Genomic DNA, 15735 nt, shown 5'->3' with positions numbered 1-15735 from the left:
AAGCCCATATTCTACAGACCAGCGGCAGCGCGCAATTCCTCCACGCGGTCCAACTGCTCCCAAGGCAGGTCAACGTCGGTGCGACCGAAGTGACCGTAGGCGGCGGTCTGGGCGTAGATAGGACGCAACAGATCCAATTCGCGGATGATGGCGGCTGGGCGAAGGTCAAAGACCTTATTGACGGCAGCTTGGATGTGCTCATCGGTCAAGTTCTGCTTCGCGGTGCCGAACGTCTCGACGTATAGGCCGACCGGCTTGGCGCGACCGATGGCGTAGGCCACCTGCACCTCTGCGCGGTCTGCCAGGCCTGCGGCGACGATATTCTTAGCCACCCAACGCATGGCGTAGGCCGCAGAGCGGTCCACCTTGCTGGGGTCCTTGCCGGAGAAAGCACCGCCGCCGTGGCGGGCCATGCCACCGTAGGTATCCACGATGATCTTGCGCCCGGTAAGGCCTGCATCGCCCATCGGGCCACCCAAAATGAAGGAGCCGGAAGGGTTGACCAAGAGGTTGGTGTCCTCGGTGTAGTACTTATCAAGGCCGGCGTCCTTGATAACCCATTCCAACACCTCGCTGCGCAGGTGGGTTTCTAGCCACTTGCTATCTACCTCAGGATCGTGCTGGGTAGAAATGACGACCGTATCCAGGTGAGACGGCTCATTGTCCTCGGTATATGCGAAGGTCACCTGGGTCTTGCCATCCGGGCGCAGGTGGTCCACAATGCCCTCTTTGCGCACCTGAGTCAGGCGGCGGGACAGGCGGTGTGCCAAGGCGATGGGCAATGGCATGTACTCCGCAGTTTCATTCGACGCGTAACCAAACATCAGGCCCTGGTCGCCGGCGCCGGCGGTGTCATTTTCTTCGTCATAATCAGCACCCTGATCGCGTGCCTCGGTGGAGGTATCCACGCCCGCACCGATTTCCTGCGACTGCTCGCCGATGGCGATATTAACGCCACAGGTATTGCCGTCGAAGCCCACATCGGAAGAGGTAAAGCCGATGGACTTCAGGGTCTCGCGCACTAGAGCCGGGATTTCCACGTAGGCATTGGTGCGAACTTCGCCCACGACGTGTACTTGGCCGGTGGTAACCAGCGTTTCCACGGCGACGCGAGACTCCGGATCCTTTTCTAAAAGTGCATCCAAGATGGCATCCGAGATGGCGTCACAGATTTTATCCGGGTGCCCCTCAGTAACGGACTCGCTTGTAAAAAGACGAGCTTCCACTGCAGCGTTATCAGTCACAAAAACTTCCTTTGATTATTACTTATTCGATACCGAGGCATTCTGCCCCAACCCATTACAAGGCAACCCTAGACCAAGCGGTCTATAAACGCAATATTTAATTTCCCGATTCAATCATTTCATTCACGGCGCCCAGAATCTGCACCGCGACGACCTGCTTGGATCCATGCTCTACGCGCTGTGGTTCCTCGTTTCGCCGCAGGATCCACCCCTCGCTGCTTTCCTGGCCAAAGGTCACGCCGCGGCCGACCTCATTGGCCATCAGTACGTCGCACCCCTTGCGCGCAAACTTTTCTTTCGCGTAATCCAGCGCCGAAGAATCGGCATCTCCCGTCTCGGCCGCGAAACCGACGATGACGCATTTTTGCGGCACCTCGCCCTCCTCGCGCGCTGCCACGAGAGACTTCAAGATATCTGGGTTTTCCACCATCTCTAGCGTCGCGAGCGCATCATCGGCCTTGCCCTTTTTCATTTTGGACTCGGCCACGTTCGCGGGCCGGTAATCCGCGACCGCCGCGGCCATGATGACGATATCGGCATCGCGGGATTCCTCGCGCATCGCGGCCTCCAAGTCTTGCGCAGAAACGATATTCCGGATCGTAGCCCCGCTCGGCACCGGCAACTCCGCGGTATTGCCGGCCACAATCGTGACATCCGCGCCCTTGTGTGCGGCCACCTCTGCCAGCGCATACCCCTGCCTGCCGGAGGAACGGTTTCCTAAATAGCGAACCGGGTCCAATTCCTCTTGGGTGCCACCGGCAGAAATGACCACCTTCAGCCCCGCCCAGCTGTGATCGATATGAAAACCCGCGAGCTCGGTTCGCGCGATGGCCGCAATCTGTTCTGGATCCGGCAGCCTGCCTGCGCCCGTATCCTTACCCGTAAGGCGCCCGTGCGCTGGTTCCATGACGGTAATTCCGCGCCGGCGCAGGGTCTTTACGTTGTCTTGTGTCGCTGGGTTATTCCACATTTCGGTGTGCATGGCGGGCGCCACGATGATGGGACACGTTGCCACCAGCACGGTCGCGGTCAACAGATCATCGGCGCGTCCCGCAGCCAAGCGCGCAATGAGGTCAGCCGTGGCAGGGGCGATGACCACGGCATCGGCCTCCTGCCCTACAGCTACGTGTTGAACGTCCTCTACGGCCTCGAAAACACTGGTTGAGACGGGGTTTCCGGATAATGCCTCAAATGTTGCGGCGCCGACGAAATTCAAGGCGCTTTCTGTAGGAACGACGCGGACGTTATCGCCGTGTTCTTTAAAATTGCGCACTAGGTGGCAGGCTTTATACGCGGCGATGCCACCGGCAACGCCCAGCACGATATTGCGAGGAGAATTTGAAACAGTCACATCGCACAATCGTACCGTGCAGGCATGACAAGAGCCCCGCCCGGCCACCACGTTAGTTCCACAAAAGTGAAACCATTGGGGATTAGCCGGACGGGGCTGAAATGAGGCACAAGGTGCGCACGCGAAAGCGCGCGCTACTTACTTGCCTTCCTCGTGGTCCAACAGGCCTGCGTCGATTTCGCGCAGCGCGATGGACAGTGGCTTCTCGCCGGGTTCTGGGTTAACCAGCGGGCCCACGAACTCAAAGACGCCTTCATCTTGCTCTTGGTAGTAGCTATTGATCTGGCGCGCACGCTTGGCAGCGAAAATTACCAAGGCGTACTTGGAAGAAACCTTGTCCAACAGCTCATCGATTGGCGGGTCAGTAATACCAATCGGATCATCAAATACCGGTTCCGACTTTGCGGATTCAGTGTTAGAAGGGGTGGTCACGTTAGTCACATGCACCTTTACATTGGTTGAAGATGGTCAAAGGAAGAATCTATCCTCGCAGGATATCACTAATGGCGGCCACTGCCTCATCTAGGTTTTCATTGACCACAACGTGATCAAACTCATCCTGTGCAGCTAGTTCCTCATACGCAGTGTGCAACCTACGATCGATGACGTCTTGTGGTTCGGTACCGCGACCGGTCAGGCGCTCTACCAACACCTCCCAGGAAGGAGGGGCCAGGAAGACCAAGTCCGCTTCCGGAAGGGCCTTCCGGACGCTACGCGCACCGGCCAGGTCAACCTCGACGAGAACCGGGCGCCCTGCTGCCAAAGCCTCTTCTACGGGACGGGCAGGTGTTCCAGAACGCTGCAATCCGCCGTGAATATCTGCCCATTCGAGCATCTCACCGGCATCAATGCGTTCTTGAAAAGCCTCAGGGGTGACGAAGAAATAATCCACGCCGTCTTTTTCCCCGGGGCGGGGCTGGCGCGTAGTCATAGACACGCTGAAATACAGCCCCTCGACGTCATGTCGTAGACGCGACACTACGGTGGATTTACCCACTGCGGAGGGACCCGCCAACACGACGAGGCGACCGCGAGCAGTTGCGTCAGCCATGGACGTGATTATTCGTCGTCGTAACCGAAGCGCTCAAGAAGAGCACGACGCTGGCGCTCACCCAGACCGCGCAGGCGGCGGGTCTGTGCAATCTCCAGATCTTCCATGATTTCCTTGGCCTTGACCTTGCCAACCTTAGGCAGAGCCTCGAGGAGTGCAGAAACCTTGGTCTTGCCGATGATCTCATCGGTCTCGGCCTTTTCCAGCACGTCCTTTAGGTCGGTCTCGCCGCGCTTAAGCGCAGCCTTGAGCTCAGCGCGAGCCTTGCGGGCCTCAGCGGCCTTTGCGAGAGCTTCCTTACGCTGCTCATCAGTCAACTTTGGAAGGGCCACGAGTTTCCTCCGATTCATTAGATTGGTTCTATTACTTCTGGCACTGGGTACCAGACTCCGGTTGCCAAACGCGATGTAAATACCGCGGAAAGTTACCCTGAACCTTCGAGCACACCGACTTCTGATTATCCTAGCACCGCTAGTGACACGATGACGATCAACAGCCCAAATGGGCCACTCGTTTTAGCACGTCAACGCACATGCTTAGACCAAAATACCAGGTAAACGGCGCGGCCGTTAATCGACCCCGCCGCGTGTTCTAATCCCGGAATTGGTCTGCGGTATCGATCACCGCTTTACGCAGGTCATCGACCTGAGGACCGCGCTGCAGGACGGCGCGCGAGACATTCGCAAAGCCCAGCTGCGGGCACTCAGACACAATGGCGTGCACCTGCTCGGGGCCCGCCCCCTGGGCACCGACGCCGGGAAGCAGCACCGGGCCATTAAGCGAGTCCAATCCGGGCGGATTATCCACGGTCGCGCCCACCACAACGCCGACGCTTCCAGCAACACCGGCCTCTTTCGCCGAGGCATTGAAGGCGGCGCACTCGTCCACGACCGCCTGGGCAATCGAGTCCGCAGTGCCCGCAGGCACTGCCTGAATGGCGCGTGCCTCCGGATTAGAGGTAGCCGCGAGGACGAATACACCGCGGTTGTTTTCTTGCGCCGTGGCAATGGCCACGCCCAATGCCCCAACACCGAGGTACGGCGAAAGTGTCACCGAGTCAGCGCGCAGGGGCGAGGTCTCCCCTAGCCAGGCATCGCCATAGCCTTCCATGGTGGAGCCGATATCGCCACGCTTGGCATCCGCCACCGTCAGGCATCCTGCCTCGCGCAAACCGGCCAGCGTTTCTTCCAAGACCGCAAAGCCTGCGGCACCGAAGCGCTCAAAGAAGGCCACTTGCGGTTTTACCAAGGCTGCGGAATCCGCGAAGGCCTCGACGCAACGCATGCTGAAGGTGCGCAGGCCTTCTGGTGAATTATCCAGCCCCCATTGCTCTAAGAGGTACGGGTGCGGATCGATGCCTACACACAGGCGACCTCGTTCGCGGCCGGCGTCCTCTAGGCGCTGGCCAAAGGTTTTAGTTGCGTGGTCCATGCTCAAGCTCCTGAAGTGCGCGGACCTGCAAATCACCCTGGCGCAGCGCCTCGATGCCCTGCACCGCCGCCGTCACGCCTTGAACCACCGTGACCAGCGGCAGTCCCATGTGCACCGCTGCAGCGCGGATATCGTAGCCGTCGTGGCGGGAACCGGCGGAACCTGCTGGCGTATTGAGGATCCAATCCACCTCGCCGTTAAGGATCTTGTCCACGATGGACTCTTCGCCATCCTTGGCTTCAGAGACCTTGACGGCGACCTCACACTCGATGCCGTTGCGGCGCAGCATCTGCGCGGTACCCGCAGTAGCGATGATGTTGTAGCCCATCGTGGCCAAGCGCTGGATGGGGAAAATCAGCGTTCGCTTATCCCGGTTGGCTACGGAGACGAAGACCGTGCCTTCAATCGGCGGACGAGCAAACGCGGAGATCTCCGCCTTGGCAAAGGCCGCACCGAAGTTGGTGGCCAAGCCCATGACCTCACCGGTGGACTTCATCTCGGGCGATAGCAAGGAATCGAGCAGGCTGCCATCTGGGCGGCGGAAACGGTTAAAGGGCAAGACCGCTTCCTTGACCGCAATCGGGTGATCAAGCGGCAAGGAACCGCCATCGTAGGAGGATGGAATAAGTCCTTCTTCTCGCAGTTCCGCGATGGTGGATCCCATCATGATGCGAGCGGCGGCCTTGGCTAGCGGCACGCCGGTCGCCTTAGAGACGAACGGAACGGTACGCGAAGCGCGCGGGTTAGCCTCGATGACATAAAGGATGTCGTCCTTCAAGGCGAACTGGACGTTCATCAGGCCCTTGACGCCGATGCCCTCGGCCAAACGGCGCGTGGACTCGCGCACATTCTCGATGTCCTCTGGGCCCAGCGTCATCGGCGGCAGGGCGCAGGAGGAGTCACCGGAGTGAACGCCGGCCTCCTCGATGTGCTCCATCACACCGCCGAGGTAGACCTCGTTGCCGTCGCACAGGGCATCGACGTCGATCTCGATGGCCGAGTCCAAGAAGCGGTCCACCAGGACCGGGTGGTCTGGGGAAAGCTCTGTGGCGCGCTCGATATAGTTCTCCAGCGACTGCTCATCGTAAACAATTTCCATGCCGCTGCCGCCCAACACGTAGGAAGGACGAACCAGAACTGGGTAACCGATGGACGCTGCTACCTTCCGGGCCTCCTCGAAGGAGGTGGCGGTGCCGAATTGCGGTGCGGCAAGCCCACCGGCTTCCAGCACCTTGCCGAATTCGCCGCGGTCCTCGGCGGAGTCAATGGCGGCGGGGCTGGTGCCCACCACCGGCACGCCGGCGGCATCGAGGCGCTCTGCCAAGCCCAACGGGGTCTGGCCGCCCAGCTGCACCAGCACGCCGGCGACCTCGCCGGAGGCTGCCTCTGCGTGGTAGACCTCCATGACATCTTCGAAGGTCAGCGGCTCGAAGTACAGGCGATCAGCGGTGTCATAGTCGGTCGATACCGTCTCAGGGTTGCAGTTGACCATCACGGTCTCATAGCCCTTGCGGGAAAGCTCAAGGGCGGCGTGCACGCAGGAGTAATCGAATTCGATGCCCTGACCAATGCGGTTCGGGCCAGAGCCCAAGATGATGACCTTGCCCTTCGAGCCTTCCGGCGCCGGGTGGACCTCGGTTTCGGCATCGGGGTCCAGCTCATAAGAGCTGTAGTGATACGGCGTTTGAGCCTCGAACTCGCCGGCGCACGTATCGACGGTCTTGAAGACGGGGCGAATGCCCATGCGCCAGCGCAGGCTGCGCACGCCGTCTTCGCCGTTGAACTCGGGGCGCAGGGCGGCAATTTGGGCATCGGAAAGCCCAAAGACCTTGGCCTCGCGCAGGAGCTGCTCGGTGAGCACGGGGGCATCAACAAGCTCCTGGCGGAATTCCACCAAGCCCTCGAGCTCCGCGATGAACCATGGGTCCACGCCGGAGGCCTCGTGGACCTCGTCAACCGTAGCGCCGAGGCGCAGGGCCAGCTCGATATCGTACATGCGGCCCTCGGTGGGGCGCTCGAGATCCTTGAGCACCGCCTGCACGTCGGTGGCGCGCTCGCCCGCAAAGTACTCATCTGGCTTGGTCCAGAACCCGTTGGGCTTGTTTTCCAGCGAGCGCATGACCTTATTCAGGCCGGAGATGTAGTTGCGGCCAATGCCCATGGCCTCGCCCACAGATTTCATCGTGGTGGTCAAGGTGTCATCGGCGCCGGGGAATTTCTCGAAAGCAAAGCGGGGCGCCTTGACAATGACATAGTCCAAGGTCGGCTCGAACGCCGCCTGGGTTTCTCCGGTGATGTCATTTTGCACCTCGTCCAAGGTGTAGCCGATGGCCAATTTCGCGGCCAGCTTGGCAATGGGAAAACCCGTGGCCTTGGATGCCAGCGCCGAGGAGCGGGAGACGCGCGGGTTCATCTCGATGACGATGATGCGGCCATCATCGGGGTTCAAGGCGAACTGGATATTGCAGCCGCCGGTATCAACGCCCACCTCGCGGATGATGTCGATGCCCAGATCGCGCATCTTCTGGAACTCGCGGTCCGTCAGCGTCAGCGCCGGCGCCACCGTCACGGAGTCACCGGTGTGCACGCCCAGGGCATCGACGTTTTCGATGGAGGCGACGACGACCACATTGTCATCGCCATCGCGCATGAGCTCGAGCTCGTATTCTTTCCAGCCGAGGATGGATTCCTCGATGAGCACGTTAGCCTCAGGCGAGGCCGCAAGCCCGCCGCCGGCGATGCGCTCAAGATCTTCGTTATTGAAGGCTAGGCCGGAGCCCAGTCCACCCATGGTAAACGACGGGCGCACCACGACGGGCAGGCCGAGCTTGTCGACGGTCTCGTGGACCTCATCCATGTTGTGGCACACCGCCGAGCGGGCGGATTCCCCGCCTACCGAGGCCACAATGTCCTTGAACTTCTGGCGGTCCTCGCCGCGCTCGATGGCATCGATATCGGCGCCGATGAGCTCGATATCGTACTTATCCAAAATGCCCTGGCGGTCCAGCTGCACCGCGGCGTTCAACGCGGTTTGCCCGCCCAAGGTAGCCAGCACGGCGTCGATGGGGTGGCCTTCCTCGGTCTCCTTGACCAGGATCTTTTCGATGTATTCCGGCTCGATGGGCTCGACGTAGGTGTGGTCGGCGAATTCCGGATCCGTCATGATGGTGGCCGGGTTCGAGTTCACCAGGGTCACGCGCAGGCCCTCGTCCTTGAGGACGCGGCAGGCCTGGGTGCCGGAGTAGTCGAACTCGCAGGCCTGGCCGATGACGATGGGCCCGGAGCCGATGACCAGGACGTGATTAATGTCAGTGCGCTTTGGCATAATATTTCTTCCTTTTCCTGGGTGACTACTTATTCGGGGTGTGGTTGGCCATGAGCTCTAAGAATTGATCAAAGAGCGGGTTGGCATCATGCGGGCCGGCGGCTGATTCTGGGTGGTACTGCACCGAGAAGGCCATGCCATTGCGCAGGGCGACGCCCTCGACCGTGTCATCGTTTAGGCAGATGTGCGTGATGTGGGCTGGGCCGAAGTCCGAGGCGAATTCAGCATCTTCATCGGCCAGGTCGTAGTTATCTGGGGCTTGCAGCGCGAAGCCGTGGTTTTGGGAGGTGATATCGATCTTGCCGGTGAGCATGTTGCGTACCGGGACGTTGATGCCGCGGTGACCGAACTTCATCTTGTAGGTGGATAGGCCAAGCGCGCGCCCGAGCAGCTGGTTGCCAAAGCAGATGCCGAAGAACGGGATTTTCGCCTCGAGCACCTTCTTAATGGTGGCAACAGTGTCGTCGGCGGTGGCCGGGTCACCCGGGCCGTTGGAGACGAAGACGCCATCCGGGTTATAGGACTGGACTTCTGCAAAGGTGGTGGTAGACGGCACCACGATGGTCTCAATGCCGCGCTGGGACAGGTAGCGCGGCGTTGCGGATTTCACGCCCATGTCAAAGGCGACGATGGTGTATTTCTTCTCTCCCTTGGCCTCAACAATGTAGGGCTTATCGGTAGATACCTCGGCGGCAAGGTCCGCGCCCTCCATGGAGGACTGGCTCTGTACCTCCTCGAGGAGTTCCTCTACGGGCCGGGTGGCAGCCTCGCCGGAGAACAGGCCTGCGGAGATGGAACCGTAGTTGCGCAGGTGGCGCACCAGGGTGCGGGTATCGATGCCGCGGATGCCGATGACGCCTTGCGCCTGCATTTCCTCGCTCAAGCTGCGCTCTGCGCGCCAGCTGGATACGCGGCGGGACAGATCGCGGATAACCAGGCCTGCGACCCAAATATTATTGCCGTGGGACTCGTTGTCCTCATCGTTCCAGCCGGTATTGCCAATGTGCGGGGCGGCGGAGACGACGATCTGGCGGTGGTAGGACGGGTCCGTCATCGTTTCTTGGTAGCCGGTCATCGCGGTGGTAAATACGGCCTCGCCGAGGGTGGTGCCGGTAGCGCCGAAGCCGTAGCCACGGAAGGTACGCCCATCTGCAAGGACGAGGATTGCTGGGGTTTTATCAGTCACGTCGTGGCCTTTCTGTGCCTTGATTGGGTGTTGTGTGCAAGGTTAGTCCTGAGTAGCGGCGTTCAGATCGAACGTTACCGAGCCGCGCAAGATGGTGTGAGTAACCCGCGCGCCGAATTCCTCGCCCGCATAGGGGTTGTTCTGGGACTTGGATGCAAGCTGCGCGGAATCGGATACCCAGTGGTGTTGTGGGTCAACGATGGTCAGGTTGGCTGGCTCCCCCACTTCCAAGGGGCGACCGTGGCCTGGCAGGCGCGTGATCTCAGCGGGGCGCTCGGACATGACGCGGGCGATAAAGCGCCAGTCCGCCAGGCCGGTTTCCACAAAGAGCTTGGCGATGACCGCCAGCGAGGACTCCAGCCCCAGCATGCCGGGGCGCGCGTTTTCGAACTCCACGCACTTGTCCTCGGAGCCGTGCGGCGCGTGGTCGGTGGCGACGCAGTCAATGGTGCCGTCAAGAAGCGCCTGGCGCAGCGCCTCCGTATCGCGCTGTTCGCGCAGCGGCGGGTTCACGCGGAAGAGGCCGTCATAGGTGCGCAGTTTGTCATCGGTCATCAGCAGGTGGTGCGGGGTGACCTCTGCGGTAAGCGGAATATCGTGTTCCTTTGCCCACTGCAGCAGTTCCACCGTGCCCTGCGTGGAGGCGTGGCAGATGTGCACGCGGTTGCCGTAATCGCGGGCCAGCAGGGCGTCGCGGGCAACGATGGATTCCTCCGCCACGCGCGGCCAACCGCGCAGGCCCAACCGGGCGGCGTTTTCACCCTCGTGGGCAGACGATCCACCGGTCATGCGGTCATCCTCGGCGTGCTGGGCCAGCAGCACGTCCATGCCCTTGGCGTATTCCAACGCGCGGCGCATCAGCTGTGGGTTTTGCACGCACTTACCGTCATCAGAGAACATGCGCACCTTGGCATCGCTGCGCGCCATCATGCCGAACTCCGTTAAGGACTTGCCTTCCAGGCCCTTGGTGATGGAGCCGACTGGGTGGACATCGCAAAGCCCCAGTGCCTGGGACTTTGCCCACACGGATTCGGCGATGATGGGCTGGTCCGTGACCGGCGTGGTATTGGCCATGGTAAAGACCGCGGTAAATCCGCCCTTGGCCGCGGCCTTGGAACCGGACTCGATGGTCTCGGTGTCCTCACGGCCTGGCTCACGCAGGTGCACGTGCATATCAACCAGGCCCGGCAGCAGCACGTTGCCTTCGCCCTCAATGGTCTCCGCAGCACCCTCTGCTTGCACCTCGGGCCCGATGGCGTCAATAACCCCACCGCGAACGAGAACGTTGGTGGGCTCGCCTTCCCCATACAGGCGAATATTTTTAATCAGTAGGGGGTTCTCAGCCGGTGCGGACAGCCGGCCGGTAGCTGGGTACGTAGTCATTTTCTCTCCCTTTTACGTGGCTATGGTCTGCCCGAATTAAATCCCGGCGTTATCGCCATTGGTCAGCAGCGTAAAAAGCACTGCCATGCGCATGTGGACACCGTTGTTGACCTGCTGCAATACCGTGGTTTTATCCATATCGGCCACGGCATAGTTGATCTCCATGCCGCGCAGCATGGGACCTGGGTGCATGACGATGGCATCCTTGGGCAGCGCCGCAGCGCGCTGCTGCGATAGCCCGAACAGCTGCGCATACTCGCGGTGGGATGGAAAGAAGCCGCCGTCCATGCGCTCTTGCTGCACGCGCAGCATCATCACGACATCGGCATCTGAAAGCTCTGCATCAAAGTCATAGGACACGCGCACCGGCCACTTGTCCACACCCCACGGCATCAAGGTCGCAGGCCCCACGAGGGTGACCTCCGCGCCCAAGGTGTGCAGGAGATCCACGTTGGAGCGCACGACGCGCGAATGCAGGCAATCGCCCACAATCTTTACCTTCAGGCCCTCGAAGCCATTATCGCCGCGCAGGCCTAGGCGCTGGCGCATCGTAACGGCATCAAGCAGCGCCTGCGTCGGGTGCTGGTGCGCACCGTCGCCGGCGTTGATAACGGCGGGGCCATGCCCATCCGGGTCCACCCACTGGGCCAGCTGTTGCGGCGCACCGGAGGATGGGTGGCGCATGATGATGGCATCGGCGCCGATGGCCGCCAACGTCAGGCCCGTATCCTTGAGGGACTCGCCCTTTTTCACGGACGAGGTCGAGGCCGAGAGGTTGATCACGTCAGCGGACATCCACTTGCCGGCTGTTTCAAAGGACGAGCGCGTGCGCGTGGAGTTTTCATAAAAGAGCGTATAAATCGTGCGCCCGCGCAGCGTCGGCAGTTTTTTGACCTCGCGGCCATCAAGCGCCTCGCGGAAGCGATCGGCCTCATCCAAAAGGCCGATGATCTCTGCGCGGGATAGTTCCGCGCTATCGATGAGGTGTTTCATGAGTGCGTTCCCCTTATCTGCGCGGCATCGTCCGCGGACATAGAGCGGGTGAGAACAACGGCATCGCGGCCATCGATGTCTTGGATATATACGGAGACATCTTCTTCCCGCGCCGTGGGCAGGTTCTTGCCCACATAATCGGCGCGGATGGGGACTTCGCGGTGCCCGCGGTCGACCAATACGGCCAACTGGATAATCGAAGGCCGGCCGACATCGCCCAGCGCATCGAGGGCGGCGCGGATGGTGCGGCCGGAATAAAGGACATCATCGACCAAGATGACCGTGGCATTATCGATGCCGCCGTCTGGGATGGAGGTCGGTTGCAGGGCGCGGTGCGGGAAATTGCGCAAATCGTCCCTGTACAACGTGATGTCGAGCGAGCCCCATGGAACGGGGACCCCGGAAAACTCGTGTATTTTCTGCGCGAGGCGCTCCGCTAGGGGCACTCCGCCTGAGGGGATACCCAGCAAAATGACCCGCGGGGCTTCCGCGGAATCGAGCGCCGTCTTTTCAATAATCTGGTGCGCGATGCGTGCAACGGTACGCGAGACATCATCGGAGCTCAAAAGCTCCAACTGGTTCGCGTTCACGTCAGTTCCACTCATCGTGACCTCCTTCCCCGCCTCACGGTGCGGTCATTAAAGGATGCCTGTCAATGAACTTGTAGACGTCTATGCTGATAGACACGTATTACTCTAGCACCTTGCCCACCCGTGGGTGAGGCTAAGCCGAAAGAGGTGCATTACGCAGTGAGTTTTTCCGCGCAGCACGTAGTCCCAGCCACCCGCGAACACGTCTGGCAATGGCATTCCCGGCCAGGGGCCTTGGCGCGCCTGAACCCACCTTTCGCATTCATGAAGCCAGTGCAACAGGCCACCGATCTGGGCGATGGCACGTCCCTGCTTTCCCTCCCCGGCGGCTTGCAGTGGACGGCCCAGCACGATCTATCCCGCTACCAGGCCGGCTATAGCTTCAGCGATGTCTGCATCAACGCACCCATCCGCAAATTTGCCAAGTGGCGCCATACGCACCGGTTTTCCGATCACCCAGGCGGCACGCTGATTACAGACGAGGTCGATACCCGCATCCCCGCTGCGGCCCTCAACTCGCTATTCGCCTACCGGCAGCACCAGCTCACCCAGGATATTTCCTTTGAAAACCGCCTGCGCGAAGGCCAGCTCGGCCAAAAGCCGTTAACCATCGCCATCACGGGCTCTCACGGCAGCGTGGGCAGCGCTCTGACCGCACAGCTACAAACTTTGGGTCACACCGTGATCCCGCTCGTGCGCGGCAGCGCGGAACCCGGCCAGCGCGAGTGGCGCCCACACCACCCGCGGCCCGATCTCCTCGAGGGCGTCGACGTGCTAGTGCACCTGGCCGGCGAACCCATCTTTGGGCGCTTTAATGACAACCACAAAGCCGATATCCGCGACTCCCGCGTGGGCCCCACCGAAAACCTCGCCCGCCTGGTGGCCACCACCGATTCTGTACAGGCCATGGTATGCGCCTCTGCCATTGGTTTTTACGGTTCCGAACGAGGCGATGAGCTGCTTTCCGAGGACGCCGAGCGCGGCGAGGGCTTTCTTGCCGATGTCGCAGCGAGCTGGGAACAAGCCTGCGACCCCGCCCGCGAGGCCGGAAAGCGCGTGGTCAATATCCGCACCGGCATCGTGATGTCCGGCAATTCCGGCCTACTACCGCTGTTGCGCGCGCTGTTTTCCACAGGGCTTGGCGGCGCCTTTGGTGACGGCAACTTTTGGTACAGCTGGGTGGCACTAGACGATCTCACCGATGCCTATATCCGCGCCATCGTGGATGAGAAGCTTGCGGGGCCGGTCAATGGGGCATCGCCAAGCCCGGTGCTCAACAAGGAATTCGTTTCCGCCTTAGGCGCCGAATTGCACCGGCCCACCATACTGCCGATTCCCCAATTCGGCCCCGCCCTGCTCCTGGGCAAGCAAGGCGCGCAAGAACTCGCCTTGGCCGACCAGCGTGTGAAGCCACAGGTGCTGGAGGATTTAGGCCATACCTTCCGCTACCCCACCATCGACGCAGCCTTGGCGCACGAACTCGGCGGCGAAAGCCTGCTCTAAGTCCAGGCCATTGCAATACTCCTGGCGGCCGAAACGCCTCTACGCAGGCAAGAGCTCCGAGGCCTCCCCGACCACGCTGACTAGGAGCATGTCGCGGGCACGCGACGCCGCAACGTAGAGCAGTGCGCGCTCGCGCTGTAACGCTTCGTCGGCCTCGGCGGGTGCCAGGCCTTTAAACAGGTAGCGCTGCGGGAGGGCCTCGGCGTTGACGTCAAGCAGGATGACGTGGGTAAATTCCAGCCCCTTCGCGTTGTGCATCGTCATAACGGCGACTGGGCGCTCCTGCGAGGTACGGCGGCCGGCGCTAACGGCAACGTCGTGCTCGCCCAACTGTCGGGCAATCTCTTCCCCGCGCTGGTTGGTGCGGGTGAGCACGCCGATGGAGACGTCCTCCTCCCCCTGCGTCCATTCCTTAATGTGGGCGGCAAGCACCGCGGCCTCCTCCGCCTTAGGGGAGGACTGCACCACTATGGGCGCAGGGCCCTGGCGCGCCGAGTGATACCCGGTGAGTTCATCCACGTCCTCTTCGGAGTCCACCCACTCTGTGCCCTCCAGAATCGCGGTGGCATAGCCCAGACGGCAAAGAGCAGTCCAAACGAGTCTCAGCGACAGCCGGCAGACTCATGGAAGGAGCCCGAGTTTCCGGCTGGAAACAAGCCATCACCCAAATGGCCGTGGCCTACCCCGACAGCTTCGACAAATACCTATAAACCTAACCCCACACTCAAGCTATATACATATTCGATCCATCCCCGATCGGGCCTGACCCCGGTGTGTTTACTTTCCGAGGTCAAGCCCTACCCTCCCCTCAATCCTGATAGCGCCTATCAACCAAATAAACGTACTAATCCCCCTTCCTCGCTAGCAAACCACCTTCACAAGTCGAGTAGCAAGACTGGCCCAAGGCTGACTCTAGATCGTTAGAATAGATAATTGAATGGGTTCAACACGGCACCGCATAGAAACAAAATCTATTGGAAGCGTTTCACCCATCGCGCCCCGCCCGCTAAAGTTGAATGACGCTGACACATGCAAGCAGTTTCACTACATCGGGAAAATTATGATTCAGAGCCCTGGGGTTGCCCGCAAATCGTGGACACGTAGTTAAGCTGCTTAGGGGTTAAGCAGCGGCCTTCTTATTACCATTTTGATCAGCGAGCTGGGCTTCGAAATCGACGGGGCTTACCATCCCGATGGACGAGTGGCGACGGCGCCGGTTGTAGACAATCTCAATCCAGCGAGCCACCGCCTTCCGGGCTTCGTTGCGGGTTCGCCATTCCTTCCGATCGTAAAATTCGGTCTTCAATGTCGACCAGAACGACTCGGCCATCGCATTGTCAAAGCAGACACCAGTACGGCCGACCGATTGTGCAATCCCTAGTTCTTGACAGACCTGCCACAGCTGTTCGCTGGTGAACTGGGTACCACGATCGGCGTGGAAGACCACGCCGTCGGGTACTTCACCACGCAGGGTGTAAGCCATGCGCAGTGCACGTTCAACTAGGTAAGAATCCTGCACACTATCCATGGACCAGCCTAGGACTCGGCGGGAGTGTCCATCGCGGATAACGCATAGGTACAGCCAGCCCTCATTCGTGCGTAGATAGGTAATATCCGACATCCACACTCGATTAAGCTGCCCTTGATCAAATAGGCGTTTCACTAGGTCTGGAAGCGT

14 protein-coding genes are annotated in these 15735 nt (G+C 60.6%); 1 reads left to right on the top strand and 13 read right to left on the bottom strand.

The features are described from left to right. Nucleotides 1–11: 11 nt before the first annotated feature. From metK to pyrR, 11 genes are all read right to left on the bottom strand, one after another. Nucleotides 12–1244, bottom strand: a complete 1233-nt coding sequence (gene metK, locus ABRP93_RS00850; protein ID WP_349886511.1) for a methionine adenosyltransferase — start codon at nt 1242–1244, stop codon at nt 12–14. Between the two features lie 97 nt (nt 1245–1341). Beyond that, a complete protein-coding gene (gene coaBC / locus ABRP93_RS00845) occupies nt 1342–2595 on the bottom strand; it encodes a bifunctional phosphopantothenoylcysteine decarboxylase/phosphopantothenate--cysteine ligase CoaBC (RefSeq protein ID WP_349886510.1) in 1254 nt (417 codons plus the stop codon). Nucleotides 2596–2733: 138 nt separating this feature from the next. After that, on the bottom strand, nt 2734–3036 hold the full coding sequence (gene rpoZ, locus ABRP93_RS00840; RefSeq protein ID WP_005279075.1) for a DNA-directed RNA polymerase subunit omega: 303 nt from the start codon (nt 3034–3036) through the stop codon (nt 2734–2736). A gap of 40 nt (nt 3037–3076) precedes the next feature. Beyond that, nucleotides 3077–3646 (bottom strand): guanylate kinase, encoded by a 570-nt coding sequence (gmk, locus tag ABRP93_RS00835; RefSeq protein ID WP_349862192.1) that lies wholly within the window; start codon nt 3644–3646, stop codon nt 3077–3079. A gap of 8 nt (nt 3647–3654) precedes the next feature. Continuing rightward, entirely contained in the window at nt 3655–3978 is a 324-nt protein-coding gene (mihF, locus tag ABRP93_RS00830) for an integration host factor, actinobacterial type (protein WP_023017443.1), read from the bottom strand. A 259-nt stretch (nt 3979–4237) separates the two neighbouring features. Then, nucleotides 4238–5077 (bottom strand): orotidine-5'-phosphate decarboxylase, encoded by an 840-nt coding sequence (pyrF, locus tag ABRP93_RS00825; protein ID WP_349862191.1) that lies wholly within the window; start codon nt 5075–5077, stop codon nt 4238–4240. Continuing rightward, nucleotides 5061–8402 (bottom strand): carbamoyl-phosphate synthase large subunit, encoded by a 3342-nt coding sequence (carB, locus tag ABRP93_RS00820; protein ID WP_349886509.1) that lies wholly within the window; start codon nt 8400–8402, stop codon nt 5061–5063. Before carB ends, pyrF begins: the two co-directional genes overlap by 17 nt. A 25-nt stretch (nt 8403–8427) precedes the next feature. Next, nucleotides 8428–9588, bottom strand: coding sequence for a glutamine-hydrolyzing carbamoyl-phosphate synthase small subunit (gene carA, locus ABRP93_RS00815; protein WP_349862189.1), 1161 nt, complete (start codon nt 9586–9588; stop codon nt 8428–8430). Nucleotides 9589–9630: 42 nt separating this feature from the next. Beyond that, a complete protein-coding gene (locus ABRP93_RS00810; RefSeq protein WP_349886507.1) occupies nt 9631–10971 on the bottom strand; it encodes a dihydroorotase in 1341 nt (446 codons plus the stop codon). 36 nt (nt 10972–11007) lie between these two features. Next, nucleotides 11008–11964, bottom strand: coding sequence for an aspartate carbamoyltransferase catalytic subunit (locus ABRP93_RS00805; RefSeq protein WP_349886505.1), 957 nt, complete (start codon nt 11962–11964; stop codon nt 11008–11010). Beyond that, entirely contained in the window at nt 11961–12569 is a 609-nt protein-coding gene (gene pyrR / locus ABRP93_RS00800) for a bifunctional pyr operon transcriptional regulator/uracil phosphoribosyltransferase PyrR (RefSeq protein WP_349886503.1), read from the bottom strand. Before pyrR ends, ABRP93_RS00805 begins: the two co-directional genes overlap by 4 nt. 144 nt (nt 12570–12713) lie before the next feature. Between pyrR and ABRP93_RS00795 the strand changes: the two genes are divergently transcribed. Then, the gene (locus ABRP93_RS00795) at nt 12714–14057 is read left to right on the top strand and encodes a TIGR01777 family oxidoreductase (RefSeq protein ID WP_349886502.1); all 1344 of its coding nucleotides are present in this window, start codon (nt 12714–12716) and stop codon (nt 14055–14057) included. Between the two features lie 39 nt (nt 14058–14096). On the opposite strand, the gene ABRP93_RS00790 is transcribed toward ABRP93_RS00795, so the two are convergent. Beyond that, nucleotides 14097–14594, bottom strand: a complete 498-nt coding sequence (locus tag ABRP93_RS00790; RefSeq protein ID WP_349886501.1) for a 3'-5' exonuclease — start codon at nt 14592–14594, stop codon at nt 14097–14099. A gap of 583 nt (nt 14595–15177) precedes the next feature. Continuing rightward, the coding region (locus tag ABRP93_RS00785) for an IS3 family transposase (protein ID WP_349886500.1) at nt 15178–15735 on the bottom strand (558 nt) is incomplete at its 5' end.

Origin of the sequence: Corynebacterium sp. KPL2850, assembly GCF_040225855.1 — a bacterium.
In the GTDB taxonomy this organism is placed as follows: Bacteria; Actinomycetota; Actinomycetes; order Mycobacteriales; family Mycobacteriaceae; genus Corynebacterium.
Note: the sequence above shows the minus strand (reverse complement) of the source record. Positions and strands in the feature narration are given on the sequence as shown.